Origin of the sequence: Marinobacter sp. ST-43 (assembly GCF_030541085.1) — a bacterium.
Lineage (GTDB): Bacteria > Pseudomonadota > Gammaproteobacteria > Pseudomonadales > Oleiphilaceae > Marinobacter > Marinobacter nauticus.
On record NZ_JASSVO010000003.1, the window covers coordinates 1 to 26,283 of the forward strand.

Sequence of the window (26,283 nt, forward strand, 5' to 3'; positions counted from 1 at the left end):
ATGGGGAAATCAGGCAGCCTGCCAGGGTGGCAGCTTTGCCGTGGAATCAGTGGCAGCTTTCGCGTGGAATGGGTGGCAGGCTTCGTCTGGAATCAGTGGCAACCTTGGTCTGGAATACGCACGCCGGGCTCTCAATCACAAAGCCCAGCTCGGTGTTCAGGTTGATTGAGCGGGGATCGAAATTGAAGGAGCCAACGAACAGTCTCTCGCCGTCAACGGCAAAGGTCTTTGCATGCAGGCTGGAGCCCGAACTACCGAAGGGCCCGGCGCTCTGGTTCCGTTCAACATCAGGCGAGAGCCGCCGCATCTCATACAGATGGATACCGGCCTTAAGCAGAGCCTTGCGACGTTTGGCATAACCCGCATGAACAGCGGCTACGTCGGTGGCATCAAGAGAATTGGTCAGTATGCTTACCTCAATACCTTTGTTCGCCAAAGCCGCAAACGCATCAACACCCGCCCGGGTTGGCACGAAGTACGGGGAAATCAATGCGACCCGGGATTCTGGTTCTCCAAGAATCTCGCCAAGCTTATACGCCAGCAGATCTTCCCTTTCAGATCTCCCAAGCCCTTTGGCGGGGCTATCACTGACCATTCGGGTTCTGGCCCAGTCGAACTCCAGTACCCCAGACAACAACTGACGCACAAAATCAGATTCGGAAACTGCCTTCACATAGTCTGTCGCCGCCTGGTCGTTCTCAAGCTTCAGCGCACGACGCTCCAGCTCGCGCAAATCCGCATCGGAAGCGGCGGGCAACAGCTGTTCAACGGGATACGCGGAGGCACTGGCCCAATAGCGATCAAAATCACTCGATACCTCAGGCACCACCGGGCCAATGGCCAGCACGTCCAGATCCGCAAAAAGAACGCCGGCGGTGGCACCAAAATACTCATCGCCGATATTCCGGCCACCGACAATGGTGGCCTGGTTATCCGCCGTGAATGACTTGTTGTGCATGCGCCGGTTAGCCCGCGAGAAGTCCGTCAGGTACCCCAACCATTTGGGATTACGGATCACAAACGGGTTAAAGAGTCGTACTTCAATGGAAGGATGACTTGCCAAGGCAGCGAGTTCGGCGTCTAACCCGGAGGTGCCGTTATCATCCAGCAGCAACCGGACCCGCACTCCCCGCTCAGCCGCCGTATGCAGCTCTTCCAACAGCAGTGTTCCGGTTATATCGCCATGCCAGATGTAATACTGAACGTCCAGAGTTCGATCGGCGGCGCGCGCCAGCAGAACGCGGGCAGCAAAGGCATCCCGAGGGTTTGCCAAGGTATGGATGCCACTATTACCAGGATAGCTCTCCAGCTGCGGCGCAATGGCCTGTCCGAGCCGGGTATCGGCGGCCTCATCCAGGTCCAGGGCGCTGGACTCCGATCGGTCAGCGATTGGCAATGCGCAGGCCGACAACAAGACCGATAAAAAGAAGACCATCAGCAACGTTAACGTCCGTTGCTTTGGATTCGCGAAACCAAAATCCGGAATAAATTGTCTCAACGTGCCTGCCCCAATAGCGCCCCAACTCGCATGAAAACAGATTTGCCCAGGTAATGACCATAGGCGTTGATATCCAATGGTCAGACTACCATGTCGCTGGCGTCCGCCCTCTGCCCTATTAACAATCGGGCGATTATTCAGCCGGTCCTGGCGCAAACACTATCCTTAGCCATTCTCACAATTAAATTTACAAATCTTTTTCAAACTCAACCAAAAATTCAGGAGAAAATGCCGTATACCGTCCCAACAGGCCATTAAATGACTCGCAGGGAGGCGGTTACCAAAGGAAAAATCGATGCGTGCTTTTTGGGGAAACCTTGCGGTGGGAAAGAAGCTGGCTTCCAGCTTTGCGATTCTGGTGCTGCTCATCCTGATCGTCGCGGTCGTCAGCATCACCTCACTCAACGACTACAACCATCGCGTATCGATATTAAAACAGGCCAACCAAGCTGAAATCTCGTTGCTGGAGGCTGAGCGGGAGGAGAAGAACTATCGGATACACGAAACCCCCGAATCCATTGATCGAGCCGCCGACTACCTGGTGCAAACCAAAGCCGCTCTGGCCACATTGATGACACTGATCCAAAACGCAAGCGACCGGCAACTGGTTGAACAGATACGCGCCGATATCGAAGACTATCAGTCTCTCCTGAACACCTATACGGCAAGCCTATCCGCAGGCGCTGCTGATACGTCGTCCCTCGAAGAACAACTATACAAAGCCGCTCACAATGCCATTGGCAAGACCGAGGAACTGAAAGAGCGCGAGCGGATTCTGATGGAAGAGCGTTATGACCTGACGGTTATCGAAATCATCGCTATAACCGCACTGGCCATGTTTGTGGCGGCGATCGTGGCATGGACCCTCACTCGCTCAATAACACGTCCGATCAGCGAAACCCTGAGTATTGCCAACAAGGTTGCATCGGGCGACCTCACCGTAGACAGCCGAAGTAGTCGTGGCGATGAGTTTGGTCAGCTGTTGGCAGCGTTTGGCATCATGGTCACCAACCTCCGGGGACTGATTCAGGAAATCAATCAGGGTGCGGCCAGCATCGCTTCGGCGTCAGAGGAACTCTCCGCGGTCACCCACCAGACAAACATGGGAGTCGCCGAGCAGAAGTCGCAAACAGATCAGGTCGCCGCAGCGCTGAATCAGATGGTCGCGACGGTCACTGAAGTTGCTCGAAGCGCCGAAGCCGCCTTTCAGTCCGCAAATCACTGCAGCGACAGGACAGAAAGTGGTACTGCGGCTACCAACGAGACCCTCAGCTTCGTATCCGAGCTGAACTCGCAAAGCACCTCGGTCATGCAGCAACTCAATACCCTGAAAGCGGAAACCGACAATATCGGCACGGTGCTGGACGTTATCAAAGCAGTTGCTGAGCAGACCAACCTTCTGGCGCTGAATGCTGCGATCGAGGCTGCCCGGGCCGGAGACCAGGGGCGCGGCTTTGCCGTAGTGGCGGATGAAGTAAGATCACTTGCCAAGCGAACCCAAACGTCTGCAGTGGAAATCGAGTCCCTGATCGGCAACCTTCTCGCCAGCGCCGAAGCGGCCGTATCAGACATGGGGCGCGGGCACCAATTAGCCAAGCAAACACTGGAACGGGCAGAACTGGGAGGCACAGCCATTCAGGCCATTGCGGAAGCTGTTGAAGAGATTCGCCGTTACAACAGCCAGATCGCTACCGCCGCTGATCAACAGATTTCGGTTGCCGAAGACATGAACAAGAATATGACTCAGATCCGGGATATTGGAGACCAGTCTGCGGCCTCCACGGAGCAGGTATCGGCGGCCAGCGAGGAGCTGGCAAGACTAGCCGAAGGGCTTCACACGCAAATCGCGCAATTCCGGTACTGATCAACCCAGCGGGCCTTCCGATCATGAACGACAACAACTTGAAGCGGGCAGCGAGGTTCGAGGTATCGATTAGGAGCTCGCTGACGCCAGAGACTGTTAGCCGACCCGGGCCTGCAGAGGGGACATCTTCCGCTCCACCTCCCCACGTTCCTCCTGGGCTCTTTTCAAGCGGGAATAGTTGGTTGGGGTCGGTTCCCGGTCATAGCGTGTCTGCGCCTGATGCGCCAGATCGCACTTCTCCAGCCACTGTTCGATAAGCTCTACTGTGCTCATGGTTCACCTCCGTTTTCGTTAGGTATGCGTTCACCATAAACGACCCACGGAGGTAGAATCCCGAAAGCTTTATGCTTGAATTGTGGCAAATAATGATCGGAAATCAGAGCGCCCGGTGAGTTAGCGCATGGCCTTCATTCCCTCGGCCCACTTGGCCAGCTCCGTCAGCATGGTCGAGGCCGATCCAGTATGATGCTCGGCCGCCTGGAACTTGCGATTTTCGTCCAGAAGTTCCCAGGGCATCTGCACCATCACGCCCTCCACCATGGGCATCATTTTAACGGTGGTCACCAGTTGTTTTGCCATCTGGGCAGACCTAAGCCCGCCAGAGACGCCGCCATAGCTGACAAAGGCACACGGTTTATAATTCCACTCGTTGTACACGTAGTTGATCGCGTTGATGAAGGAAGGCGGCGGGCAGAAGTTGTACTCCGGAAGCACGAACACGTAGGCGTCTGCGCCGGACACACTCTCCGACCAGTTTTTCGTGTGCTCGTGCTGATACTGCTGCTGACGCGGGTGATTGGGCTCGTCATAAACCGGCAAGTTAAAATCCGCCAGATCCACCAGCTCACTGTTAAAAGCACCCTGTTCGTTGGCAAAACCGTTGAACCACTCAGCGATGGCGGGGCCTACACGGCCGGGGCGAGTACTGCAGATGATTGTCTGTAACTTGAGGGACATGGCAGGTTTCCTTTTGCTGAATAAACAGATCCACCAACGCAAACCGTACAGCAATACCGGTTCACGCCGTTATGTAGTCTTGATCAGTCTAGCCTCAGCGCCAGGCGATAGATAACACAAGCTTCTGCAGTAATTGTTCAGTTTTACTGACGATCCCGGAGCACCTTCCAGTCCAGAACATTTCCCTCGGAATCAAACTGAACATAGCCAGAATAGCCGTCGGATTCATGCCAGGTCTTAACGTAACCGACCACCTGGCCATCTTCGGCAATCATTTCAAAGGAGGTGTTCTTCTCGTGGGTAATGCGTTCATCATCACTGTCAGGAGCGACTTCTTGAAGCTTCAGGTTCGGGTTTCCGGGAAGTGCGATATCGAGCAGATGTGAGTTCATGGCAAAACCTCTTCGGGCATTCAGGCAGGGGACCGGTTTCGATCCGTCACGGCCAGTGTAGGCAGGATTTGTGTCGCTGCGTTGACACACCTCAAGACCGTTTCCGTGTTCAGCAGACTGTCACAATCCATGTCTTTGAACCCTGGACCGGCTGGCTGCTATGTTAGTTCCGAAAACAGGAACCGGAGGCTACCCCAATGGACTACGTCAGCCCGATCAGCAGCGCCATAATGGCGGTTGTCTGGATCGTCTACTTTCAGCTGTTTTTCCTGCAATACAAACGAAATAACCGCCCCTATCTGGTCATCCACCATGCCCAGAACGAGAACCCGGATGCACTGTGTTTGCTGGTGAACATGGGGCAGGAAACGGTGCATATTCAGTGTGTACAGGTTGTGGTGCATACCCGGGCTGGGCAAGAGAAAACCCTGACGGTTACGCAATACGAGAGCGTCGCACCGGATGACTCCAACGTACAGCATGCTCTGCGGCAAGGCCCGGTGCCTTCCGGTGGCTACCTGGTTCTGGGCTCGTTCCGGAATGTGATTCTCGGCAAGAACAGCGAGGACGAAGACAGCGACTATCTTTTCGAGGACATTACAGGATTTGAACTTCGGGCAGCCGTGATTCACGGCCCCAGCACCTACCCCGTAGGTGTGCGCCGGAGCTTCACTTTGCGCCACGATGGCAGACCCAAAATATTCCCGCACAACATTCACAGCGAGCAGCTAAACCGGCGCAGAGACCGCAACGAGGTACGCCGCTGGCTTGAGGAAGAGCTTCAGCCCAAATGCAGAGGTCGTTCGGAATCGGACAGCTCCGACCAGTCCGCCAGCGAATAGAACGGGGAAGATGAGTCCCCGTCCGAGTTAGCGGTCTCCCGAGGTCAAACGAGACAGGAAAGCGTCCAGGTCTCTTACCTCTTCAAGGCACAGGCTATGTTCCATTCCATAGCTTTGATACTCCGGCTCGTACCCGAGATCCTGAAGTTTCCGAAGTGCCGCCTGGCCAAGTGTATCGGCCACGATAGGGTCGAAGCGACCATGGCCGATAAATACCGGCAACTTGCGGTTGGCTTCGCTCAGCTCAATGGTATCAGCCGTGGCAAAGTAAGTAGACAGCGCAAACAGGCCACCAAGACGTTCCGGATAGCTGAGAGCCAGTTCATAGGCCACCGCACCGCCCTGGGAGAATCCACCCAGGATAATGTTTTCACTGGCAACGCCCCGCTCCTGCTCGGCCCGGATCAGCTCTGCCACCATGGCTGCGGACGCGCGAAGCTGTTCGGCATCAACCTTACGATCGACGTCCATGGCAAGAATGTCGTACCAGGCAGGCATCACCATTCCGCCATTGATGGTAACTGGCAGCTCCGGTGCATGGGGAAAAATGAAACGGACGGGCTGCTCCCGCGAGAACCGGAACTCCGGAACCACCGGCTCGAAGTCGTGACCGCTGGCGCCAAGACCGTGCAGCCAGATTATGGTGGTTTGCGGGTTGTCGCCGGTGTCGATTTGCAAAGTATTCAGAGTGCCCATCCGTTCTCCGTTATGTCAGTAACAGGTTGTCATCCGCCTGTAGATTCGATAATTTTCCAGTCCTTGCCACGCTCGGCCTGATGGATACAGCGAGCGCACAGCCTGCCGATTTGAATTCGGCAGCCCACTATAAAGGAACATGGACGTACAATGACAACCATTGGTATCGACCTTGGCACCACCAACAGTGCCTGCGGCGTCTGGACGAAAGACGGCGTAAAACTAATTCCCAATCGCCTTGGCGAAATCCTGACACCCTCCGTGGTCAGCCTTGACACCAACAACGAATTGCTTGTCGGCCGGGGCGCCAGGCAACGTCTGATCAATCACAGCGATCGTACCGTGGCCACGTTCAAACGACTGATGGGTACGGACCATACCGTTTTTCTTGGCCGCATGGGGTTCAACGCGACGGAACTGTCTTCGCTGGTTCTAAGGTCTCTGAAAGAAGACGCGGAGGCCTTTCTCGGAGAACCGGTATCCAGCGCCGTCATCAGTGTTCCTGCCTACTTCAGCGACAACCAACGCCAGGCAACCCGACAAGCCGCAGAGCTTGCCGGCCTGAAGGTGGAGCGCCTGATTAACGAGCCCACAGCCGCCGCGATTGCCTATGGTCTGCATGAAAAGCAGGAAGGCATGTTCCTGATTCTGGATTTTGGTGGCGGCACCTTCGACGTCTCCCTGCTCGAATATTTTGACGGTGTTATGGAAGTTCATGCCAGCGCCGGTGATAACCACTTGGGTGGCGAGGATTTTGTCGACGTCATGGTGGCGGATGTGCTGGCGCGCAACGGCCTGTCCCAGGAAGCTATTCCACCCCTTGATCTGCAGAACCTGTATCTCCAGATGGAGGGTGCGAAACGCAAGCTGGGGCCGGGCCAAACGCTCACACTGACGCTTGGGAAGAAAACGGTGGAATTCGAAGTAACCCAGGACTGGTTTATCGAAATCTGCACCCCACTTTTGCTACGCGCCAAGGCACCTATCGAAAGAACACTGCGTGATGCAAAGATACCCGTAGCCAGCATAGACGATGTCATCCTGGTGGGCGGGTCAACCCGGCTGGCTCCTTTCCGCGCCATGGTCGGGCGTATGTTCGGCAGACTGCCCTCCTGCCATATTGATCCGGATACTGTGGTTGCCATGGGCGCCACCATCCAGGCCGGACTGGTAATGCGGGACGAAGCCCTGGACGATATCGTGCTGACCGATGTCTGCCCGTTCACATTGGGTACGGCTGCCTTCAATGAACCCTATGTCGATGAACTCAGCTACTTTCCGATCATTGAACGCAACTGCGTGGTTCCAATCAGTATCGTTCGAAGACTCTATACGGCAAGCCACAACCAGTCGGTGGTGGGTGTTAAGGTCTACCAGGGCGAAAGCCCGAACATAAACAAGAACATATTCCTGGGTGAGATAAAGGTCCGGGTACCAAAAGGCCCCAAAGGCGTTGAAGCTGTGGATGTGCGTTACAGCTACGATGCCAACGGCATTCTGGAAGTGGATGTTACAGTGGTCTCCACCGGAGTGAACAAACAACTGGTTATAGAACGTGCCCCGGGAGCTCTCAGTGACGCTGAAAAAGAGGCCGCCAGAGCTAAACTCGCCGGGCTCAAGTTCCATCCCCGGGACGGTGAAGAGAACCGGATGCTCGTGGCAAGGGCGGAACGCCTCTACGAATCGAGTCTGGACCACCGGCGAGAGTTTGTTGGCAAATTGCTCGATCGCTTTCATTACGCTCTGGACCGGCAGCTTCCTCATGAGATAGAGGAAGCACAGACCTATATGAAAGACATGCTGGATCAGCTGGAAAGCGAGCACTGGTTCTGATGTGGCCCTGGTCTGAGCTCGGGCTGGAATCTACCGACGATGTCCGGGCCATCAAGAAAGCCTATGCCAGGCTTCTGAAACAGACCCGACCCGACGAACACCCTGAAGCCTTCCAGCGCCTGCATCAGGCCTACAAAGAGGCTCTGGCCAGCGCACAACCAAAGAACCAGCACCCGGCTCCCAAGTTTGGTGAGCCGGCGCCGTCAGAGCCGATACAGACGCCAGAAGAACCCTCTGCGGCATCAAAACTGTTTCAACCGCTGAATGACTCTGGCAACACGCCACCGCCAAACGCTGACCCATTCCCGGGTCAGCCTGCGGGACAGCAACCACTTCAGGTCAATGAGCCTCCTCCAGACAACAAGCCTTTTTTCGACAACACGGACAACAAGCCCGAGTCCCTCGAAAACACAAAGCTCACACTTGAAACCGAACCGCCGCCACAGACGGATATTGATCCGGCCAAACCCGTTCCCGGCGAAAAAATCTTTCGGTTTATCCGGGGCGGACGTAGCACCGCGGCACCACCACCGATTGAAGATACCCCAGTGGCGAGCTACCGAATGCGGGCTTTGGCGTTTGCACTGGATACGATTGCCATAGCAGTTGCTCTGGCCATTGGCCAATTCCTGTTAACCGCCATTACGGGTAAAGCGGGCTTGCCTCTATGGATTTTAGCTCCGGCAACTTACCCACTGGCGGCTCTGCTCTTCGAGGGGTCACGCTGGCAGGCCACCCCCGGGAAAAAACTGCTTGGGCTCAAAGTGGTCAATCGCGAACTGATGCCGCTATCAAAACGCCACAGCCTGGGGCGCATTTTTACATTCGTTGTGACCACCGCGTTGCTCTGGAAAGGCATCTGGCTGGTCAATGCGTTTCTGCGCGGCCGGCTACTGCATGATCGGCTTAGTAAAAGCTACGTTGTACATGTGAGCAACCTTCCCTGAAGGCTGAACAAACTAGCGAAACATTCGTTTCCGGCTGAGACCAAGATCGGCCTGAATCGCCTGCCATATTTTCCGGTATTCCTCGGCTGCAGGACTGCGAGGCGCCAATCGTTCCAGAGGCTGCCCCTCCTCCCCCATTCGTTCCACCACACTGGCATAGGGAACGGCGACCGGCATCGGATTCGTCAGCAGCTCCGTTCCCCTTGCCAACACATCCCGATGCAGATTCTTACGCCTATCCACCATTGAAAAGAACGGACGCAGCTTCTTAACACCGAGTTTTTTATCTTTTACAAAGTCTTTCAACTGATCCCAGCTGTTCAGGGACAACCAGGTGGGTACCACCGGTACATACACCTTGTCAGCCACATCCAGCACCTGCTCGGTAAGCCGGGATAACGTGGGCGGGCAATCCAGAATTACCAGACTGGTGTCTTCCGACAAAGGTGCCAACAGGTCTTTCAACGCGTTGCCATCGTGCTCCTGTTCGAGCTTGATGTCGAAATTTCGAAAGCTGGAATGGGCGGGGATAAAATCCAGGTTGGGATAAACGTCTTCGTGAATAAAGCGGGCAATAGGCGATTTCCCCTCCAGCAGTTTGGAGAGTTTCCGGCCCTTCACGGGCTCTGCTCCGGCAAGGTAGAAACTGGAGGCCCCCTGTGGGTCCAGATCCCAGAGCAAGGTCCTCAGATTGTCCCGGCTGGCCAGGTAAGCGGTGTTGACCGCAGCGGCGGTCTTTCCAACCCCGCCCTTGGGGCTGTAGAAGGCGATGATTCTCATCCTGTGCGGCTCCTGCCGTGTTCCATGTCAGTAAACACTACAGGATAACAGCGACCCAGGGGCTATTCATGAAGCTTTTATGACAACCAGCAAGCGACGACTGGCACTAACTGTCCGGGATAGGAGGGTATGAAAGGCTTTCGTAAAACCACTTTCAAGCGGCTTTGCGAAAGCCCTCCGACCGAACCGTCTTGTCCCGGCTGCGCTTGTATTTGGTTTTGTCCTCAACCACACGCATCTGGTATTTTGGCGTTCTCAATTCACGTTGCACAGCACTATGCTGCGTGGCTTTCGCCCGTTTTCTGGCCATGTCACAGTCTCCTCTTCTGGCCGGTGTTTTGTGGCGGCTAGTATAACATCTTCGGATTCAGCAAGAGCGTAAGCAATGACACTCACTGTCTGGCTGACCTTTCTGGTCGCAGCTGTTTTTATCAGTATTTCGCCTGGCGCCGGCGCGGTGAATTCCATGAGCAGCGGGCTTCGCTACGGGGTGCGTAAATCTCTGCCCACCATTGCCGGTCAGCAATTCGGTTACGGCGCACAGATCGTGCTGGTAGGCGCCGGGCTGGGCGCAATCGTCGCCTCCTCCAATACTGCTTTGGCAGTGATCAAATGGATTGGCGTGGTTTACCTTATCTGGCTCGGCATCCAGAAATGGAGGGAGCCACCTATTGAAGCATCCCGGGCGGACCTCTCCGCGTTCAGTCCAAGACAACAGTTCTGGAACGGAGCTCTGGTAAACCTCACCAACCCGAAGGCCACCATCTTCCTGATTGCCCTGTTCCCTCAGTTTCTGGTGGCGGGCGCGCCCCACGGCCCTCAACTGGCCACCATGGGGGCCACGCTGATCTTTGTCGATATCCTGGTGATGGTAGGCTATGCCATTCTCGCCAGCCAGCTGTTCCGGTTCATGACCACCCCTGCGCGCCAGCGGCAAATGAACCGGGTTTTTGGTGGCCTGTTCGTGACCGCAGCGGTGGCCCTGGCCAGTTTCAAGAGAGCCTGAATTGCCACTGGCTGATAGGTAGTTCTGTGTAATTGTGCGGCCACTGCGATTGCCGTCAAATACTCCGACATCAACCTGGGAGCCAACAACGTGCTGATTGCTTCTCTCGCCATTCTTGCCGGTCTTGCCCTTCTGGTCTGGAGTGCAGACCGCTTTGTTGAGGGCTCCGCCGCTGCGGCCGGCCACTTCGGAATGCCACCATTGCTGATCGGTATGGTGGTGGTTGGCTTTGGCACCTCGGCACCGGAGATGGTGGTTTCCGCGCTGGCGGCCTCTCAGGACAACCCGGGACTGGCGCTGGGTAATGCCTATGGTTCCAACATCACCAACATCGCCCTGATTCTGGGTATCACCGCCGTGATCGCCCCGATTGCCGTGCACTCTCAGGTGATGCGCAAGGAACTGCCGATTCTGGCCCTGGTTACCCTGGCGGCGGCCTGGCTGCTGTTTGATGGCGAACTCAGCCGGCTGGATGCGGCCGGCCTGCTGGTGCTGTTTGCCCTGTTACTGGGCTGGAGTATCTGGTCTGGCATGAGAAAAACTGATGATGTCTTCGCCACCGAAATGGATGCCGAGCTTGCCACTCATCCCATGCCCATTCGCAACGCGATGCTCTGGCTGGTCGTGGGGCTGGTTCTGCTGATTATCAGCTCCCGTATTCTGGTCTGGGGCGCAGTCGATCTTGCCACCCGCTTTGGCGTCAGTGACCTCGTGATCGGCCTGACCATTGTGGCTATTGGCACATCCCTGCCGGAACTGGCCTCTTCTATCATCGCGGCCCGCAAGGGCGAGCATGATCTGGCTTTGGGTAATATTCTGGGCTCCAACCTGTTCAACACCCTGGCCGTGGTCGGTATTGCCGGCTCCATTGCCCCCATGGCGGTGGCCAATGAAGTCTTGATCAGGGATATTCCAGTGATGGTGGGCCTCACCCTCGCCCTGTTTGTGCTAGGCTATGGATTTCGCGGGCCCGGGCGTATCAATCGTGTGGAAGGTGTTGGGCTGCTGGCCATCTTCGTGGGCTATACGGCCTACCTGCTAAGCACCACCTTTTAAGAGAGCAGTCCCGGGGTCAGCAACCATTCACTGACTCCCGGATACTGCTCCAGGTCCAGGACAAACTCCTGACCACGTGCCGCGCACTTTAAGCGGCAGTATTCCCCGGAATCCTCCAGACGCCAGCGTTCCGGATTGTGGTGATAACTCAGGGACGACTTACCAGGTTGGGGCATGAAGGCTGCCGGCAATCGCCACTCCGTGACCTTTGCAGCTCCGGGCGCGGTCAGCCGGTGTTGGTCTGACAAAGCCTGCACGGCTCCAGCAGCTGGCAAATCCTCACGCAAGCCTGGAATCTGAAGCCTGTCGCCGCTGACATAGAGACAGTTCCGTACTGATCGCTCGCCATGCAGATGCGGATGATAGCGCGCCCACTCCGGTACCGACGACGCGTTGCCCAGAGGCCAGACGTCTGCCACTTGCAACCAGCCCCAGACAGCGTGAAACGGTCGGCTACCGAGCACAAAGCGCCATCGTCTCCGATAACGTTCCACCGGCCGGAACTGCGCAAAAAAGAGAAAAAGATCACCAGGCCCAATGTCATGATTGGCCAGGTGCGCCTGGGCCGAACTGTGCTGGCCAAGCACCGGACGCCAGCCTGGCAGCCGGGGATAGGCGTTTTCGATGACATCCGGATCCAGATGCGCACCACGTCTGGAAAACGCCCGCTGCCCCGTCAACTGCGACACCAGCGAACCAATGCTTTCGCCATGGTGCCGGATCTGGCTGTAGCGAATGGGCGACTGTTCGTCCGGAATGGGCAGCGCCAGGCAGCTGCCATCCGGGAAGACCGGATTGGGGCAGCCGCCAGCGGAACTGTCGAAGCCTTTTCTGCTGAGGATCAGTTTCATAGCCGAGCATTATTGACCAAAGCGGCGCAAACAAAAAAGGCCCGTCGGCGTTTGCCGGCAGGCCTTAAGATTCTGCTGCGCGGAAGTTACCGCACCGCGTTCACCACTTCGTCCACTTGCAGCCGTACGCTCTGCAAGCCGCCACCGGACAGGTACCAGAGGCCTGGGTTAAGCACCACGACTTCGGCAGACACACCCGCCTCGGCCAACGAAGCTTTCAACGTCTCCGGCGCCAGCGGTTCAGCCCCGATCGCGGCGCTGCGATCAACCACCAGCAGGGTATCCGGCGCCATTTGCGCGAGAACGTCGGCCGTCACCGGATAGAAGGTACGCTCTCCACGCATCACCGGCTGCACACTGTCTGGTACAGCCGCTGGCGTCAATGCCAACAGTTCGTAGACTAATGCTTCCTGCCGGAGTGAAAAGTTACCGTTATTATGGGTCACCACGGTAACGGTACCTGCGTCAGCCAACGTCGCCTTTTGCGCCTCGACGTGCTGCCAGAGCGCGTCCAGCTCTGCGCCAGCCGCCTCTTCAAGGCCGTAGTAGCCAGCCAGGCTGAGCACACGGTCATTCACCGCTGCCTGAAGACCATCCCCCTCCAGCGTGACATCACGTACTGGAGCCACCTTCGCAAAGGACGTAAGGGCTTCCGCCCCCTGGCGCCCGGTCATCAGTACCAATCCTGGTTTCAGGTCAGTGGCCAATGCCAGGTCGGGTGTCTTGAGACCACCTGCATCCGGCAGCCTTGCGCCCAGGTCCGCCAGGTAATCCGGCAGGCTCTGGTGCGGAATGGCCACAACCTTTTCTTCCAGACCCAGCTCCAGCAAGGTGTCCAGTGCACCGTGATCGTAGCTGATCACGGTTGGGCCGGTTACTTCCGTCGTGGTCGCGCATCCGGTCAGGGTCATGCCAGCCAGAGCAAAAGCCATAATCCGTTTCATTGAAGTCATGGTTACTATCCTCAGAAGTCGACCGCCAGGCCAAGGTTCAGGCGACGGCCATCCAGCACCACGCCATAGTCATCATTGGTGATTTCTTTATCAGCCAGGTTGTACAGACCCGCGGTCACCCGGGCAGAATCGGTCAGTTGATAAAGCAAGCCGGCATCCATCAGCGTGTAACCCGGCGTGCCATCTGACATGCTACGGCGGCCAAGGTAATCGCTGGTTTCACCACGATAGTTGGCCTGGAACCAAAGATTCAGCCGGTTATTCGCTTGCCAGTCCAGGTTGGCGTTAGCCATGTGCTCAGGAATTTTGTTCAGCGGTTCGCCTTTGTACTCGCCGGTCTTCTGTTCAGAATCGGTGTAGGTGTAGCTGGAATTCAGAGTGACCGAGTCGGTCAGCCGGTAATCCAGCGTCAGTTCGACGCCTCGCATTTCGGCTTCGTCGATGTTGGCCCGGGTACTCAGGAACAGGTAGTCGTTGCCCTGAAAGCTGCAGGTCCAGGTGGCCGGGTCATCGCGATCCCCACTGGGAGACTCACAAAGCCGGTCCTCGGCAATCTTGTCTTTGAAATCGGTCTGGAACAGCATCACGCTGGCGTTCAGTCCCATGGCCCGGCTATCAAACACCATACCCGCCTCGTAGCTGATACTGGATTCCGGATCCAGTTCCGGGTTGCCGATGATCAATGCCCGTGGATGCGGCGCAGGTGAGCCACCGCCGCCAGTGCCGCGGCCGAAGCCTTCGGTCACATCGGCCAGACCCGGCTGACGATACCCGGTAGACACCCCACCCTTGAGGGTCAGCTCTGGCGTCAGATCGTAAAGTGCGTAAACCCTTGGTGAAAACTCACCACCAAACAGCTCATCGTCGTTGTAGCGCAGCCCTGTGGTCACCGACAACTTCTCGGTCAGCCCCCACTCCACTTCTGAGTACACCGCAGCGATCCAGCGATCAACACTGCGTACGGCGCCTGGAATGTTGGATGTCAGCAAACCATTGGTTTCGTCGGTCAGCTTTTCCTTCTTGTACTGGCCACCCACTGTCAGCACATGGTCGCCCCAGAACCGTGTAGCCTGGGTATCCAGCATGGATACTTTCTCTTTCTTGGTCTGATCCTGTACCCGCTCGGACAGGTCATGCTGGATAAAGCTGCGGGTCAACCAGTCGCCATAGTTGCCGGCATGAGACAGCACGTATACATCTTTGTCGTAGATGTAGTTTGAGCCGGTTTCATCCTCTGCCACACTCTTCCCGGGTGTGCTCACCTCTTCCAGACGGGAGCTGTCGTAACTCAGGGCAAATTCGTTGCGACTATCCGGAGTCAGAATCAGCTTGGCACCACCCTGCTTGCGCTTGCTTTCCGGGGTGCTGCGTGCGGAGTCATCGGCACCGGCAAAATCACTCTCATCGTCCCCTCCCCAGGCGGCATTCACTTCCGCACTGAGCAGATCCTCCACCAGTGCGCCGCCGGCAAACAGGCTGGTCTGCCGGCTGTCGTTGCTGACATCGTTCAGAGATTTGGTGTACTCGGATGAGATAGTGCCCGCCCACTCACCACGGTTTTTGCGGGTGATGATGTTGATAACGCCGCCCATGGCTTCAGAACCGTACAGCGAGGACATCGGGCCACGGATGACTTCAACCCGCTCGATCATGGAGATGGGCGGCAGAGCAATCTGCTTGCCACCGTCCTGGCCGTTGGTGTTTACCGAACGCCCCGCTGAGACCGGCCGGCCGTCGACCAGATAAAGCGTGTAACTGTCGTCCATCCCCCGAATGCTGATGTCCTGCGCACCACCGCCACCGGTTACGTACACTCCCGGGATGTTATTCACCGCATCGACAATACTCTTGTAGGACTTCTTCGCCAGCTCGTCGCCAGAGATCACCGAAATACTGGCCGGCGCATCCGAGATGTTCTGCTCGAAACCAGCCGCAGTCACCACAATTTCACCCAGCTCAACGGGCTCAGTCTGGGCCAGGCTCGCGGTGCTGGCACTGGCCAGGGCAACTGCTGACGCCAGCAAAGGAAAACGACGGCGCATGAATAACTCCTTGTGTTGTGCAACGTTCACGATGTATCAGTTTTCGCATTTGCGAATCATTATCAGTGGCGTGAACATTAACACAACGCAAGGGTTCAGGTGTTGGAATGATGCGTTCCGCTTTTCGGAACAGCCTGTGTGGCAGTTCCAGCACCCCCCGTCCATTCCTCCGGGATACAGCTTCGTAAATGAGCAATAAAGGCCCGCACCCGACGGGGAAGAACACCATGAGGATAAAGCAAGGTTACTGGTAGGTCGGGTCCATACCAGTCCGGTAAACAGGACTGAAAGCTACCGGGGTGAGCCGTCAGCCGGCGCTCTACCAGCCAGGCCGGCATCAACCCCAGGCCGCGGCCCGCTGCAATGGCGTCACCCTGTACATTGAACTGATCCACGGTAAACCGGCGATCCGGTAGCGACAGCGGAAAATTGCCCTGGCGGGAGTGATGCAGTATCACCCCGGTGTCTGCCATACCCAGCAGATCCACCCAGGGATGATGGGCAAGCTCTCCCGGTGAAGCCGGCTTGCCGTGCTGCCGGAAATAGGCCGGGCTACCGAAAATACCCTGTTTGAGCACACCGAGCACCTCGTGGCGCAGCGCTGTCTCACCGGCCTCGCCCAGCCAGATACACACACCGTCCTCGACCGCTTCCGGCAGGTTCCTCTGGGTGTGAATCGCAACACGAAGGTCGTCATGGTCAGCCATAAAGGACTCAACCACCCCGGAAAACCAGCCACGCACAAAAGATTCGTGACAACGCAATTCCAGCTTGCCGGTTACCTCGGCTTTGAGTTCGTCCAGTGCCTCCCGCCCCTGCACCACCAACTCGAGAATGTCGTTGCAATAGCGGTAGAACACACGCCCGGCATCGTTCGGCACGATCTTCCGGGATTGCCTCAACAGCAGTGGCTGCCCCACATTCTCCTCCAGTTGCCGAATCCGGCGGCTGAGAGTGGACTTGGGTAGTCCCAGATCCAGGGTACTGGCGGTCAGGCTGCCAGTACGCACCACGGACACAAAGGCCTCCAGCTCCTGCAAGTCATACATGATTTGGTTCCATTATTTGCAACTGACCGTTCCAATTTATCACTTTAAAACCTTAACGAGAACCATTATCATTATTTTCCATTAAAATTTGCAAGCTATCTAACACCCCGCTGCCGGAGCGCACTGACCATGACATGCCGCACTCACCCCCCTAAACAGACGCTTCTCCGTTCCATTGCCGTACTGGCTCTCTCCGCCATGGGCGTGGGTGCCAGTCTCGCGGATACCCGGTCTGTGGAAACGGCCTATGGCCCGGTAACGGTCAACGGCCAGCCAGAGCGAGTAGTCACACTGTATGAGGGTGCCCTGGACACGACACTGGCCGTAGATGCCAACCCAGTGGGCGCAGTGATTACCCGTGGCGGCAGCGACGTTGCCGATTACATCAAGTCCCGGGCGGGTGATATCGCTATTGTGGGCGCTCCGGCCGAAACCAATATTGAAGCGGTTATCTCCGTCCGGCCCGATCTGATTCTGGCGGCGCCACGCACCAATGAGCAGCAATACCAGTTGCTGTCGCGGATTGCGCCGGTGATCGTGTCAGATGTTCCCATGTTCCAATCAGACAGCTGGGAACGGGAAACCCGCCTGTTCGCCAAAGCCCTGGGGCGGGAAGAAGCCGCTGAGCAGGTGATTGCCCAAGTCGAATCACGCATTGCCGAAGTTGCCGCCCTTGTGGAGGCCCGCATCCCGGAAGCCCAGCGAGATGCCACCCTGGTTCGCTGGATGCCCCAGGGCCCCCTGGTGATGGCGGAAGGCCTGTTCTCGGCCTCGATTCTTCAGGCAGTAGGCTTCCGGATAGATGACAATGATCTGGTTAAAGAAGGTCGCCCCCATAGCGAACCACTGAGCCTGGAGAACCTGTCCAGCATGGATCAAAGCTGGGTATTCCTGGCGACACTGAATGCAGATGGCGATAAAGCACTGGAGGCAGCCCGCCAATCCCCGGCCTTTGCCCGCCTGGATGCGGTTGAACACGACCGGGTGATCACCGTCAGCGGGCAACTCTGGACCAGCGCTACCGGACCTCTGGCGGTACTGGCCATTCTTGATGACATCGAAGCTGCGGTCACGGCCATTCAGCCCTGAAGCGCCCAATGTTAAACGCTCTATCCCCGACTAGCGTGGTTGCGTCTCGCGCTTTTTTCCCGCCGCTTCTGGCTGCGGGATTTTTATTGTTGCTGGTGGTACTGGCCAGCCTGCTCTATGGCGCCGGCCCGGTGTCTGCCAGCGATGCCATTGCGGCGCTGATGGCCAATGGCACTGAGGAAGCCTGGTTTGTGGTCACCGAACTTCGGCTACCCCGCACCATCATTGCCCTGGTCACCGGCCTCGCACTGGGCCTGGCTGGTGCCCTGCTCCAGTCCATGACCCGCAATCCGCTCGCCGAGCCTGGCTTGCTGGGCGTCAGCGCTGGCAGTGGCTTTGCAGTGGCCCTGGCCATCCTCTTGGGAGCCACCACAGCCACACTCACCACTCTGGTCGCCCAGCTCGGGGCGCTGGCCGGCTGCGCCCTGGTGATCGCCGCCACCCGGGTGCAGGGGCTGGGCAATGATCCTGTGCGCCTGGTATTGGCCGGGGCCACCCTGACCGGACTGCTGCTGGCGCTGACCTCCATGTTGATGTTGATAGACCAGCGAGCCGCCGATGAGATTCGCTTCTGGATTACCGGCAGCGTGGCCGGCAAACCCTTATCCATACTTTGGGCAACGCTTCCTTCCATCACACTCGCGCTGGTTCTGATGGCTACCGTGGCACGACCACTGGCAGCCATGGCCCTGGGCGAAAAGGCGGCCGTTGGGCTGGGACATCACCCGGGGCGAATCCGTTTCCTGATCACCCTCACGGTTGCTCTTCTGGTGGGCTCGGCAACGGCCCTGGCCGGGCCGCTGATCTTTGTGGGGCTGGTGGTGCCGTTTATTGCCCGGGCCTTTTCTGGCCCGGATATCCGCAAGACCCTCTGGCTGTGTGTGCCTGTTGGCCCTGCCGTGGTATTGGGTGCCGACGTGGTTTCCCGGTTGATTGCCGCGCCCGCCGAAATGCCTCTGGGGGTGGTTACCGCTCTGATTGGCGCTCCGGTGCTGCTGGCCATTGTCCGGGCCGGCCGGATGCCTTCGCTATGACCGCAGGATTCGCCATGCCGGACAAACGTAACGCTCTGGTTAATACCGCCCTGCTCGGGCTGTTAGTCCTGGCAACCATCATCTCGCTGGCCACCGGTACCGTGCAGGTTTCCCTGTTCGATACCCTCAGGGCATTAGCCGGTAACGCAGACCCAATAACCGATTTCGTGATCAACGAGCTTCGTCTGAGCCGGGTAATTGCGGGACTACTGAGTGGCGCGGCGCTGGCCATGGCCGGATGCCTGATGCAGACCCTGGCCCGTAACCGTCTGGCGACACCGGGCATTATCGGCATCGATAACGCGGCTACCGCCTTTGCCGTCGCGTCGGTAGTGGGTGTGGGGCTATCGCTGGCGCCATCAGCCATGGCTCTGGCCGGAGCGGCAGCCGCCACGGCGATCGCCTTTGGTCTGGCGGGCGCCAATGGTACCCGCGGCTATCGCTTTATCGTCGCCGGAATTGGCATTGGCGCCATCGCGGGCGCTGTTACCCAGGTAATGCTCAGTCGGGTGGCGATTGATGCCGCCAATGCGGCCTATCCCTGGACCGTGGGCAGTCTGAATGCCCGTTCCGGCCAGAGTGTGCTGGTACTCGGAATGGGCCTTGCGGCCGGCTACCTGGTTCTTATGAGTCTCAGCCGGGCCCTCAATACCTTGCAGTTCACGGATGCGGTGGCCATTGCCCTGGGCACCCGACTGAAAGCCACCCGCATAATCGGCCTGGGTTTGTCGGTGATGCTCACGGGCCTGGCAGTATCGGTCTGCGGGCCGGTTGGCCTGATTGCCCTGCTGGCGCCGGAGCTTGCCCGGGCCCTGTGCCGCCCGGGCAAGGTTCCGCTCACGGCTGCGGCCCTGGCGGGCGCCAGCTTCATGCTGATTGCCGACCTGTTAGGCCGCACGCTGTTTGCGCCGCTGGAAATTCCGGTAGGCATCATTACCGCCATCGTCGGCAGCCCTTACCTGCTCTGGATACTGCTGAGACCTTCGCCACGGAGCCTGACATGAGCCAACCCCAAACCGCGACCCTTGCCGCCGACGACATCACCCTGGCGCACCGTCAGTTTGTGGTAGCGGAGAATCTGAGCCTTCATCTGCCAACGGCCCAGGTCACCGCCATCGTGGGCCCCAACGGCTGCGGAAAATCCACCTTGCTGAATGGTCTGGCCCGGATTCATACGCCCAAGGGCGGCTCGGTGCTTCTTGACGGCAAGGATATCCATCGCCTGCCGTCCAAAGAAGTCGCCCGGAAACTGGCCCTGCTACCCCAGGACAACACCGCCCCGGAAGGTCTCACCGTTGCCGACCTGGTACGCTTTGGCCGCCAGCCTCATCAGGGCTGGATGACACAGTGGTCGAAAGAAGACCAACGGGCCTTCGATCAGGCGATACAGGCCGCCGATGTTGCCGGATTGGCTGACCGTGCACTGGACACCCTCTCTGGCGGGCAACGACAGCGGGCCTGGATTGCCATGGCGGTGGCCCAGCAAACGCCGCTGTTGCTGCTGGATGAGCCCACGTCGGCTCTGGATCTGGGTCACCAGATTGAGGTGTTTGAGTTAATCCGGGCGCTGAGCGGACAAGGCAAGACCATCGCCATGGTGGTGCACGACCTGGCCAGTGCCTGTCGCTATGCGGACCATATGGTGGCCATGAAAAATGGAACCATTATTGAGGAGGGCGCTCCGGCGGAGATTGTCTCACCGGAGCTGGTGCAGGAACTCTACGGCGTCAGCTGCGATCTGATTCACGACCCGGCCACCGGTAGCCCGTTACTGGTCAACGTGCGCCGCAATCCCTGAGCGGTATCAGGCCTGGGCTTCGGCCCTGGCCTTTTCCCGGGCAATAGCGGCTGGCGCTCCGGCCGCCAGCACCACCGCACCAGCCGAGCAGGCCAGCATGCTCAGCACGATGGGCAGCAGCGCATCACCTCCGAAGGCCGATGACAGCGCACTGATCCCTCCGGCCAGGGTGAATTGAGAGGCGCCCAGCATAGCGGCGGCGGTTCCGCCCAGATGCGGAAAGAACTCCAGCGCATTGGCCATGTTGTTAGGCACGATCCCGCCCTGACAGCCAATGGCGCCAATGATGAACAACGCCACCGCCCAGAACGGGCCGTCCAGAATTACCACGGTAACCAGCCCGACCAGCATCAGGAACTGCAGCATGACCTGTACCCGCAACAGGATTACCGATGGGAAACGTCGCAACAGCGGCCGGTTGACCAGATTCAGCACCGCCATCAATCCGATATTGGCCGCGAACAGCATGGAGAAACTGGCGTTCGACAGACCGAACCACTCCTGGTAGATAAACGACGAGTGGGTAATGAACAGCAGCATGGTGCTGAAGCACATCACCTGAATACCGATAAAGCGCATGGTTGTGCTGTGGCGAAGCACCAGCAGGTAGTTGGTCACCAGAGTTTTCACCGGCGTCGTGGCCTGGGGCCTGGGTTTCAACCTGGGAAACAGGGCAATTTGCAGCACGACCGCCAGCAAGAGCGCGTAGCCGGCCAGAAATACGAAGATCCAGTGCCAATCGCCGAGCGCGAGCATCAACGCACCGAGTGAAGGTGCCGCAGCCGGGGCAATAAACATGATCAGGCCAATCAGGCCGAACAGGCGCGCGGCTTCCTGTCCGCCCACCTGGTCCCGGACAATCGCCGGCACCGAGACCGCACAGAAAGCACCGCCGATGCCCTGCACGATCCGCCAGCCCACCAACTCCGCCAGGGTATCAGCACCAGCAATCATCATCGCGGCAATGGCGAAAATGGTCAGTCCAACGAAAAGTATCAGCTTGCGACCATAGCGATCCGACAAAGGCCCGCCCACCAGCTGGGCGAGACCAAGGGTGGCGACATAGGCACTCAGAGTCAGGCCCACATCCGCGTGGGGAATACCAAATCCGTCGGCAATATCGGGGAACGCTGGCAAATACGCATCCAGAGCCAGAGGCCCCAGGGCGACGGTCATACCAAGTAATAACGCGAGCTGAAAATGAGACAAGGGCTACCTCCGCTGACTAGGTAGATAGCTAACAATAATCAAGGAGAAACCACAATGCGCGGTTTCCGAAGCCCGGGCAGAACTCAGCTACTCAGGCCTAATCGAGCACGCACTCCCGGCTATAAAGCTGACTGAGCTTGCGTCGTTTCTGGCGCAGGCCATTGCCTCGATCATTGCTGTAGCCGGCTCGCAACTGGCCCTGAATCCGGTCCAGCTGCTTCCGATATTTCTCGCACTGTGCCGCCTGCTTTTTCGCCTCTCTGGCCTGGGCGTAGCGATCCGTGCTGCCGGGGGCCAGCAGGCGACTCACCTCGGCCCGGCTTTGCCGCACTCGGTCAGCCTGGCGGATGTTTTCGCCCATGGGGACGGTCACCGGTGGTTTCACCGAAACACTGGAATGTCGCAGCTGCCTGGGAGGCGTATCGGAAAAGTGAATGGACCCGTTGGCATCGGTCCAACGGTAGATTTCGGCAGTGACGGGCGCTGCCGCGGCAACGAAAAGCAGGCTCAGGGCCAGTCTCCTTGGCATGGGATCACATCCTGTGAAAGAGTTATCGCAACATTCCCGCTGCCATCACGGCAGCGGGACAGGCGCTGGGGACTATACCGAAAACCAGCGCCACTTTCAGGAACGGGTCAGCGGTCCAGCAACTCGATCCAGTGGTTCACCGGCACGTCTGCTTTGCTCTCCAGGTGCAACTGGCAGCCAATGTTGGCCGTGACAATCCGCACCGGGTTCTCCACCGTCAACGCCTTGAGCTTGTTATCCAGCAGCTTCTGGCTCATCTCCGGCTGGGTAATGGAATAGGTACCCGCCGAGCCACAGCACAGGTGCTTGTCTTTGGTGGCCGCCAGGTCGATTCCCGCTTTGGTGAGCACCTGCTCCACTACTCCATTCTGTTTCATGGCGTGCTGCAGGGTACACGGACAGTGGAACGCCACCTTGCCAGCCTGGGCACTGGCCTTCAGAGGCTCCAGGTCTTCCTTCAACAGGAACGCCCCGAGATCAGTGCACAGCTCGCTGACCTTCCTTGCCTTGTTGGCGTAGACCGGATCATCTTTCAGCAGATGGCCGTAATCCTGGACCATGGCACCACAACCTGACGCGGTCATGATGATGGCCTCGGCTCCGGCTTCAATGGCGGGCCACCAGGCATCGATGTTGCGGCGCATCTGTTCCAGACCGCGCTCATGTTCGGAAAGATGGTAGTTCACCGCGCCACAGCATCCGGCCTCGGGGGCTTCCACCATGGTCACGCCGAGCTTGTCCAGCACCCGGGCGGCGGCAGCGTTGGTATTGGGCGCAGCCGACGGCTGAACACAGCCGGCCAGGGCCAGAACCACACGGCTGTGGCTCGACGAGGGCCAGGGGCTTGCGTGCCGGCGGGGCGGCACCTTGGTGCGCAGTTTTTCCGGCAGGACCGGCCGGAAGGCCTGGCCCAGACGCAGCATCAACCCGAACAGCCGGCGATCCGGCAGGAAGCGGGTCAGCGCCCAGCGCAGCCATTTTTCCTGCGGCTTACGCGGCAGCTCTTTCTCCATCAAACCACGGCTGATATCCACCAGACGGCCATATTTCACGCCGGAGGGACAGGTGGTTTCACAGCTTCGACACGTCAGGCAGCGGTCGAGATGTTCACGGGTTTTCTCGGTCACTTCGCCGCCTTCCAGGAACATCTTCATCAGATAGATGCGGCCACGGGGCCCGTCCCGCTCGTCGTTCAGTTCCTGGTAGGTTGGGCAGGTTGCGGTGCAGAAACCGCAATGCACACAGGCCCTGAGGATCTCCTCCGCTTCCTGACCTTCGGGATCATTGGCAAATTGTTGAACCAGATTCGTTTGCATAATTACAACCAGCTATAGAGACGGCCAGGATTGAAAATGCCGTCGGGATCGAACGAGTGTTTCACGCGGCGCTGGATGGTTTTCAACGCCTCGGGTTGGCTTTGCATCACTTCGGCAGTGCGATCACCACCCCGGAACAGACTGACCTGACCACCGGCAGCACTAGCCAGCGGCTCCAGATCGCTGAGTGATGCCTGGCCGCGATACCATCGCTGGGAGCCAACCCAGTCGATCATCCAGGGGCCTTCAAGCTCCGGTGTTTTGGCGGTGGAATCCAGGGAGAACCGCCAGAGGGGCGCTTCCGGATCGTCAAAGAAGCCGTGTTGCATGTCCTGAACCTGTCGCCAGAGCTGGTCACCCTCAGCCATAACCTCGCCACCCCACTTCTCGGCGGTCGCCTCAACCGCTGATTGTGCACCGGCCAGGCGCAGGTACACCTTGCCATCTACCCAGCAGGCACCGGTGATGGGTTTGGGCTCACCGGCACGGCGGTTCATGTATTCCACCACCTCGTCCATGGCCATCTCCCGCACCAGGGTAACGGTGGCCGCCGGCTTCGGCATGACTTTCAGGCTGATCTCGGTGATCACCCCGAGTGTTCCCATGGCGCCGGCCTGCAGACGAGAAACGTCGTATCCCGCCACGTTTTTCATCACCTGGCCACCAAAACGCAGGTGTTCGCCCTTGCCGTTCAGCAGGCGAATACCCAGCACCTGATCCCTCACCGATCCAGCCCAGGGTCTGGCCGGGCCGGACAGGTTGCAGGCCATTGTGCCGCCGATGGTGGATGCGTCGCCAAAATGCGGCGGCTCAAAGTGCAGACACTGGCCCTGCTCCGCCAGCACCGCTTCAATTTCTTTCAGGGTGGTACCGGCACGTACCGTCAGCACCAGCTCTACCGGATGGTATTCCACCACACCAGTGTGCTCGGCCAGGCTCAGAGTGCTGGCATCAGCATCGCTCTGGCGCCCCATAAAGGACTTGCTGCCGCCGCCGACAATGTTGAGTTTCTGCCCGTTACTGCGGGCCTTGAGCACCTGCTCCTGTATCGTTTGGATCTGATCAGCCATGGGCAGTGTCCGCCTCTTCGTGCTTGTGTTGCTTGTGCTCGATGGAGCGGTATTCCTGACAGAATTTCAGGGTGGGCACCCCTTTGCCCGGGTTCAGAATTCCGGTGGGGTCGAAGGCCGCTTTCACATCGTGGAACTGCTGCAGCTCGTCATCATTGAACTGCACCGCCATCTGGCGAATTTTCTCCACGCCCACGCCATGCTCACCGGTGATGCAGCCACCCACCTCCACACAGAGTTCCAGGATCTTGCTGCCGAACGCCTCGGTGCGCTCAAATTCGCCTGGCACGTTGGCATCAAACAGGATCAGCGGGTGCAGGTTGCCATCGCCCGCATGAAACACGTTCGCCACCCGCAGGCCGAACTCTTCTGACATCTTTTCCATTTCCAGCAATACCTTGGCCAGATAGCGACGCGGAATGGTGCCATCCATGCAGTAATAATCCGGCGAGATCCGCCCCACCGCCGGGAAGGCCGACTTGCGCCCTTTCCACAGCAGAGCCCGCTCTTCCTCGCTCTGTGAGGTGCGAATGGAGGTCGCGCCCAGCTTACCGAACAGCGCTTCGGCCTCTGCGATGTGTTCGTGCACTTCCTCTTCGGTGCCGTCCACTTCACACAGCAGCAGGGCCTTGGCATCCCGGGGATACCCGGCACCGCAGAAGTCATCGGCCGCGACAATGGCATGACCATCCATCATTTCCAGGCCACCGGGGATGATGCCGTGGGAAATCACGCCACCCACCGCGTCGCCCGCTTTCTCGATGCTGTCGAAGCCCGCCATGATCACCTGTGCCACTTCCGGCCTGGGCAGCAGTTTCACCTTCACCTCGGTGACCACGCCCAGCAGTCCTTCAGAGCCGGTGAGCAGCGCCAGCAGATCCATACCGTAGCTGTCCAGGCCATCGCTGCCGACCGTTACCCGGTCACCCTCGGCGGTGATCATTTCCACACTGAGGATGTTGTGCACGGTCAGGCCGTACTTCAGGCAGTGCACGCCACCGGAGTTTTCGGCCACGTTGCCGCCAATGGTGCAGGCGATCTGAGAGGAAGGATCCGGACCGTAATAAAGGCCGTACTGTGCAGCCTCTTCGCTGATCGCGAGGTTACGGACACCCGGCTGCAGGCGTGCGGTGCGACCAATCGGATCAATGTTCAGAATCCGGTTGAACTTGGCCAGCGAGAGCACAACCCCTTCCTTATGCGGCATGGCACCGGCACACAAACCGGTACCGGCACCACGGGCCACCACCGGCACGCCGTTTTCGTGGCAAATGCGCATGACCCGCTGCACCTGTTCCACGGTTTCCGGGAGCACCACCAGCATGGGCATTTCCCGGTACATGGCCAGGCCATCGCACTCATAGGGTTTCAGGGTTTCGTCATCGGTGATAACGAAGTCCGGGTCAATAAAAGCCCGGAACTGCTCCGCCAGCCGGGATTTGCTGATACGGGATTGAGTATTCATAAGAGGC

At 58.4% G+C, this 26,283-nt stretch carries 27 protein-coding genes; 10 read left to right on the top strand and 17 right to left on the bottom strand.

Annotated features, from left to right (window positions below; translation table 11 throughout):
• Nucleotides 1–46 precede the first annotated feature (46 nt).
• Together QPL98_RS06000 and QPL98_RS06005 are read right to left on the bottom strand one after the other, a co-directional pair.
• Entirely contained in the window at nt 47–1,435 is a 1,389-nt protein-coding gene (locus QPL98_RS06000; protein WP_303293014.1) for a phospholipase D family protein, read from the bottom strand.
• Complete coding sequence (locus QPL98_RS06005; protein ID WP_162132545.1) at nt 1,383–1,559, bottom strand: hypothetical protein; 177 nt, start codon at nt 1,557–1,559, stop codon at nt 1,383–1,385. Before QPL98_RS06005 ends, QPL98_RS06000 begins: the two co-directional genes overlap by 53 nt.
• Nucleotides 1,560–1,793: 234 nt before the next feature.
• Between QPL98_RS06005 and QPL98_RS06010 the strand changes: the two genes are divergently transcribed.
• The gene (locus QPL98_RS06010; protein WP_153740606.1) at nt 1,794–3,362 is read left to right on the top strand and encodes a methyl-accepting chemotaxis protein; all 1,569 of its coding nucleotides are present in this window, start codon (nt 1,794–1,796) and stop codon (nt 3,360–3,362) included.
• A gap of 96 nt (nt 3,363–3,458) precedes the next feature.
• Here the strand turns inward: QPL98_RS06010 and QPL98_RS06015 are convergent, their stop codons facing one another.
• From QPL98_RS06015 to QPL98_RS06025, 3 genes are all read right to left on the bottom strand, one after another.
• A complete protein-coding gene (locus QPL98_RS06015) occupies nt 3,459–3,635 on the bottom strand; it encodes a hypothetical protein (RefSeq protein ID WP_153740605.1) in 177 nt (58 codons plus the stop codon).
• A gap of 120 nt (nt 3,636–3,755) precedes the next feature.
• Nucleotides 3,756–4,319 (bottom strand): NADPH-dependent FMN reductase, encoded by a 564-nt coding sequence (locus QPL98_RS06020; RefSeq protein WP_153740604.1) that lies wholly within the window; start codon nt 4,317–4,319, stop codon nt 3,756–3,758.
• Between the two features lie 143 nt (nt 4,320–4,462).
• Nucleotides 4,463–4,711 carry a hypothetical protein gene (locus QPL98_RS06025; protein ID WP_153740603.1) on the bottom strand — a complete coding sequence of 83 codons (249 nt, stop codon included), beginning with the start codon at nt 4,709–4,711 and terminating at the stop codon, nt 4,463–4,465.
• 197 nt (nt 4,712–4,908) lie between these two features.
• On the opposite strand from QPL98_RS06025, the gene QPL98_RS06030 reads away from it, so the two are divergent.
• Nucleotides 4,909–5,553 (top strand): hypothetical protein, encoded by a 645-nt coding sequence (locus QPL98_RS06030; RefSeq protein WP_023008653.1) that lies wholly within the window; start codon nt 4,909–4,911, stop codon nt 5,551–5,553.
• Between the two features lie 27 nt (nt 5,554–5,580).
• Here QPL98_RS06030 and QPL98_RS06035 read toward each other — a convergent pair whose 3' ends face one another.
• Nucleotides 5,581–6,249 carry an alpha/beta hydrolase gene (locus tag QPL98_RS06035; RefSeq protein WP_153740602.1) on the bottom strand — a complete coding sequence of 223 codons (669 nt, stop codon included), beginning with the start codon at nt 6,247–6,249 and terminating at the stop codon, nt 5,581–5,583.
• Nucleotides 6,250–6,399: 150 nt separating this feature from the next.
• Between QPL98_RS06035 and QPL98_RS06040 the strand changes: the two genes are divergently transcribed.
• Both QPL98_RS06040 and QPL98_RS19440 read left to right on the top strand, forming a co-directional pair.
• Nucleotides 6,400–8,082, top strand: coding sequence for a molecular chaperone HscC (locus QPL98_RS06040; protein ID WP_153740601.1), 1,683 nt, complete (start codon nt 6,400–6,402; stop codon nt 8,080–8,082).
• Nucleotides 8,082–9,029: an RDD family protein gene (locus tag QPL98_RS19440; protein ID WP_153740600.1), complete on the top strand. Its 948-nt coding sequence runs from the start codon at nt 8,082–8,084 to the stop codon at nt 9,027–9,029. The genes QPL98_RS06040 and QPL98_RS19440 overlap by 1 nt, the downstream gene beginning before the upstream one ends.
• A 12-nt stretch (nt 9,030–9,041) precedes the next feature.
• On the opposite strand, the gene QPL98_RS06055 is transcribed toward QPL98_RS19440, so the two are convergent.
• On the bottom strand, nt 9,042–9,809 hold the full coding sequence (locus tag QPL98_RS06055; RefSeq protein ID WP_153740599.1) for a ParA family protein: 768 nt from the start codon (nt 9,807–9,809) through the stop codon (nt 9,042–9,044).
• Nucleotides 9,810–9,963: 154 nt separating this feature from the next.
• Nucleotides 9,964–10,119 (bottom strand): hypothetical protein, encoded by a 156-nt coding sequence (locus tag QPL98_RS06060; RefSeq protein WP_022990772.1) that lies wholly within the window; start codon nt 10,117–10,119, stop codon nt 9,964–9,966.
• Between the two features lie 75 nt (nt 10,120–10,194).
• Between QPL98_RS06060 and rhtB the strand changes: the two genes are divergently transcribed.
• Both rhtB and QPL98_RS06070 read left to right on the top strand, forming a co-directional pair.
• Nucleotides 10,195–10,815: a homoserine/homoserine lactone efflux protein gene (rhtB, locus tag QPL98_RS06065; RefSeq protein WP_113879266.1), complete on the top strand. Its 621-nt coding sequence runs from the start codon at nt 10,195–10,197 to the stop codon at nt 10,813–10,815.
• Nucleotides 10,816–10,905: 90 nt separating this feature from the next.
• Entirely contained in the window at nt 10,906–11,871 is a 966-nt protein-coding gene (locus QPL98_RS06070) for a calcium/sodium antiporter (protein ID WP_303292905.1), read from the top strand.
• Here QPL98_RS06070 and QPL98_RS06075 read toward each other — a convergent pair.
• The 4 genes from QPL98_RS06075 to QPL98_RS06090 all read right to left on the bottom strand — a co-directional run bounded on the left by QPL98_RS06075 (nt 11,868) and on the right by QPL98_RS06090 (nt 16,766).
• Complete coding sequence (locus tag QPL98_RS06075; protein WP_303292906.1) at nt 11,868–12,722, bottom strand: hypothetical protein; 855 nt, start codon at nt 12,720–12,722, stop codon at nt 11,868–11,870. The two genes, QPL98_RS06070 and QPL98_RS06075, sit on opposite strands and share 4 nt — an antisense overlap.
• A gap of 86 nt (nt 12,723–12,808) precedes the next feature.
• Nucleotides 12,809–13,675 carry an ABC transporter substrate-binding protein gene (locus tag QPL98_RS06080; protein WP_153740596.1) on the bottom strand — a complete coding sequence of 289 codons (867 nt, stop codon included), beginning with the start codon at nt 13,673–13,675 and terminating at the stop codon, nt 12,809–12,811.
• 11 nt (nt 13,676–13,686) lie between these two features.
• Nucleotides 13,687–15,717, bottom strand: a complete 2,031-nt coding sequence (locus QPL98_RS06085; protein ID WP_303292907.1) for a TonB-dependent receptor — start codon at nt 15,715–15,717, stop codon at nt 13,687–13,689.
• A gap of 95 nt (nt 15,718–15,812) precedes the next feature.
• Nucleotides 15,813–16,766 (bottom strand): LysR family transcriptional regulator, encoded by a 954-nt coding sequence (locus tag QPL98_RS06090; protein ID WP_278350547.1) that lies wholly within the window; start codon nt 16,764–16,766, stop codon nt 15,813–15,815.
• A gap of 129 nt (nt 16,767–16,895) precedes the next feature.
• Between QPL98_RS06090 and QPL98_RS06095 the strand changes: the two genes are divergently transcribed.
• From QPL98_RS06095 to QPL98_RS06110, 4 genes are all read left to right on the top strand, one after another.
• A complete protein-coding gene (locus QPL98_RS06095) occupies nt 16,896–17,855 on the top strand; it encodes an iron-siderophore ABC transporter substrate-binding protein (RefSeq protein WP_227548872.1) in 960 nt (319 codons plus the stop codon).
• A 95-nt stretch (nt 17,856–17,950) separates the two neighbouring features.
• A complete protein-coding gene (locus QPL98_RS06100) occupies nt 17,951–18,889 on the top strand; it encodes an iron ABC transporter permease (protein WP_286715577.1) in 939 nt (312 codons plus the stop codon).
• A 14-nt stretch (nt 18,890–18,903) separates the two neighbouring features.
• Nucleotides 18,904–19,893 (top strand): iron chelate uptake ABC transporter family permease subunit, encoded by a 990-nt coding sequence (locus QPL98_RS06105; RefSeq protein WP_278350545.1) that lies wholly within the window; start codon nt 18,904–18,906, stop codon nt 19,891–19,893.
• Nucleotides 19,890–20,687, top strand: coding sequence for an ABC transporter ATP-binding protein (locus tag QPL98_RS06110; protein WP_153740591.1), 798 nt, complete (start codon nt 19,890–19,892; stop codon nt 20,685–20,687). The genes QPL98_RS06105 and QPL98_RS06110 overlap by 4 nt, the downstream gene beginning before the upstream one ends.
• A gap of 6 nt (nt 20,688–20,693) precedes the next feature.
• Here QPL98_RS06110 and QPL98_RS06115 read toward each other — a convergent pair whose 3' ends face one another.
• From QPL98_RS06115 to QPL98_RS06135, 5 genes are all read right to left on the bottom strand, one after another.
• On the bottom strand, nt 20,694–21,896 hold the full coding sequence (locus QPL98_RS06115) for a multidrug effflux MFS transporter (protein WP_278350544.1): 1,203 nt from the start codon (nt 21,894–21,896) through the stop codon (nt 20,694–20,696).
• 97 nt (nt 21,897–21,993) lie between these two features.
• Nucleotides 21,994–22,425: a DUF4124 domain-containing protein gene (locus QPL98_RS06120; RefSeq protein ID WP_153740590.1), complete on the bottom strand. Its 432-nt coding sequence runs from the start codon at nt 22,423–22,425 to the stop codon at nt 21,994–21,996.
• Between the two features lie 107 nt (nt 22,426–22,532).
• Nucleotides 22,533–23,741 (bottom strand): glycolate oxidase subunit GlcF, encoded by a 1,209-nt coding sequence (gene glcF / locus QPL98_RS06125; protein WP_228224037.1) that lies wholly within the window; start codon nt 23,739–23,741, stop codon nt 22,533–22,535.
• 2 nt (nt 23,742–23,743) lie between these two features.
• The gene (glcE, locus tag QPL98_RS06130) at nt 23,744–24,811 is read right to left on the bottom strand and encodes a glycolate oxidase subunit GlcE (RefSeq protein ID WP_303292908.1); all 1,068 of its coding nucleotides are present in this window, start codon (nt 24,809–24,811) and stop codon (nt 23,744–23,746) included.
• On the bottom strand, nt 24,804–26,276 hold the full coding sequence (locus tag QPL98_RS06135; protein ID WP_303292909.1) for an FAD-linked oxidase C-terminal domain-containing protein: 1,473 nt from the start codon (nt 26,274–26,276) through the stop codon (nt 24,804–24,806). Before QPL98_RS06135 ends, glcE begins: the two co-directional genes overlap by 8 nt.
• Nucleotides 26,277–26,283: the final 7 nt, after the last annotated feature.

What these genes read in the sequence shown, in the direction of transcription:
- QPL98_RS06015 (WP_153740605.1), bottom strand. Translation starts at nt 3,635, where the DNA reads ATGAGCACAGTAGAGCTTATCGAACAGTGGCTGGAGAAGTGCGATCTG.
- rhtB (WP_113879266.1), top strand. Translation starts at nt 10,195, where the DNA reads ATGACACTCACTGTCTGGCTGACCTTTCTGGTCGCAGCTGTTTTTATC.
- QPL98_RS06085 (WP_303292907.1), bottom strand. Translation starts at nt 15,717, where the DNA reads ATGCGCCGTCGTTTTCCTTTGCTGGCGTCAGCAGTTGCCCTGGCCAGT.
- QPL98_RS19440 (WP_153740600.1), top strand. Translation starts at nt 8,082, where the DNA reads ATGTGGCCCTGGTCTGAGCTCGGGCTGGAATCTACCGACGATGTCCGG.
- QPL98_RS06025 (WP_153740603.1), bottom strand. Translation starts at nt 4,711, where the DNA reads ATGAACTCACATCTGCTCGATATCGCACTTCCCGGAAACCCGAACCTG.
- QPL98_RS06030 (WP_023008653.1), top strand. Translation starts at nt 4,909, where the DNA reads ATGGACTACGTCAGCCCGATCAGCAGCGCCATAATGGCGGTTGTCTGG.
- QPL98_RS06120 (WP_153740590.1), bottom strand. Translation starts at nt 22,425, where the DNA reads ATGCCAAGGAGACTGGCCCTGAGCCTGCTTTTCGTTGCCGCGGCAGCG.
- QPL98_RS06090 (WP_278350547.1), bottom strand. Translation starts at nt 16,766, where the DNA reads ATGTATGACTTGCAGGAGCTGGAGGCCTTTGTGTCCGTGGTGCGTACT.
- QPL98_RS06110 (WP_153740591.1), top strand. Translation starts at nt 19,890, where the DNA reads ATGAGCCAACCCCAAACCGCGACCCTTGCCGCCGACGACATCACCCTG.
- QPL98_RS06135 (WP_303292909.1), bottom strand. Translation starts at nt 26,276, where the DNA reads ATGAATACTCAATCCCGTATCAGCAAATCCCGGCTGGCGGAGCAGTTC.
- QPL98_RS06005 (WP_162132545.1), bottom strand. Translation starts at nt 1,559, where the DNA reads ATGGTCATTACCTGGGCAAATCTGTTTTCATGCGAGTTGGGGCGCTAT.
- QPL98_RS06010 (WP_153740606.1), top strand. Translation starts at nt 1,794, where the DNA reads ATGCGTGCTTTTTGGGGAAACCTTGCGGTGGGAAAGAAGCTGGCTTCC.
- QPL98_RS06035 (WP_153740602.1), bottom strand. Translation starts at nt 6,249, where the DNA reads ATGGGCACTCTGAATACTTTGCAAATCGACACCGGCGACAACCCGCAA.
- QPL98_RS06040 (WP_153740601.1), top strand. Translation starts at nt 6,400, where the DNA reads ATGACAACCATTGGTATCGACCTTGGCACCACCAACAGTGCCTGCGGC.
- QPL98_RS06000 (WP_303293014.1), bottom strand. Translation starts at nt 1,435, where the DNA reads ATGGTCTTCTTTTTATCGGTCTTGTTGTCGGCCTGCGCATTGCCAATC.
- glcF (WP_228224037.1), bottom strand. Translation starts at nt 23,741, where the DNA reads ATGCAAACGAATCTGGTTCAACAATTTGCCAATGATCCCGAAGGTCAG.
- QPL98_RS06080 (WP_153740596.1), bottom strand. Translation starts at nt 13,675, where the DNA reads ATGACTTCAATGAAACGGATTATGGCTTTTGCTCTGGCTGGCATGACC.
- QPL98_RS06020 (WP_153740604.1), bottom strand. Translation starts at nt 4,319, where the DNA reads ATGTCCCTCAAGTTACAGACAATCATCTGCAGTACTCGCCCCGGCCGT.
- QPL98_RS06060 (WP_022990772.1), bottom strand. Translation starts at nt 10,119, where the DNA reads ATGGCCAGAAAACGGGCGAAAGCCACGCAGCATAGTGCTGTGCAACGT.
- QPL98_RS06075 (WP_303292906.1), bottom strand. Translation starts at nt 12,722, where the DNA reads ATGAAACTGATCCTCAGCAGAAAAGGCTTCGACAGTTCCGCTGGCGGC.
- QPL98_RS06105 (WP_278350545.1), top strand. Translation starts at nt 18,904, where the DNA reads ATGCCGGACAAACGTAACGCTCTGGTTAATACCGCCCTGCTCGGGCTG.
- glcE (WP_303292908.1), bottom strand. Translation starts at nt 24,811, where the DNA reads ATGGCTGATCAGATCCAAACGATACAGGAGCAGGTGCTCAAGGCCCGC.
- QPL98_RS06095 (WP_227548872.1), top strand. Translation starts at nt 16,896, where the DNA reads ATGACATGCCGCACTCACCCCCCTAAACAGACGCTTCTCCGTTCCATT.
- QPL98_RS06055 (WP_153740599.1), bottom strand. Translation starts at nt 9,809, where the DNA reads ATGAGAATCATCGCCTTCTACAGCCCCAAGGGCGGGGTTGGAAAGACC.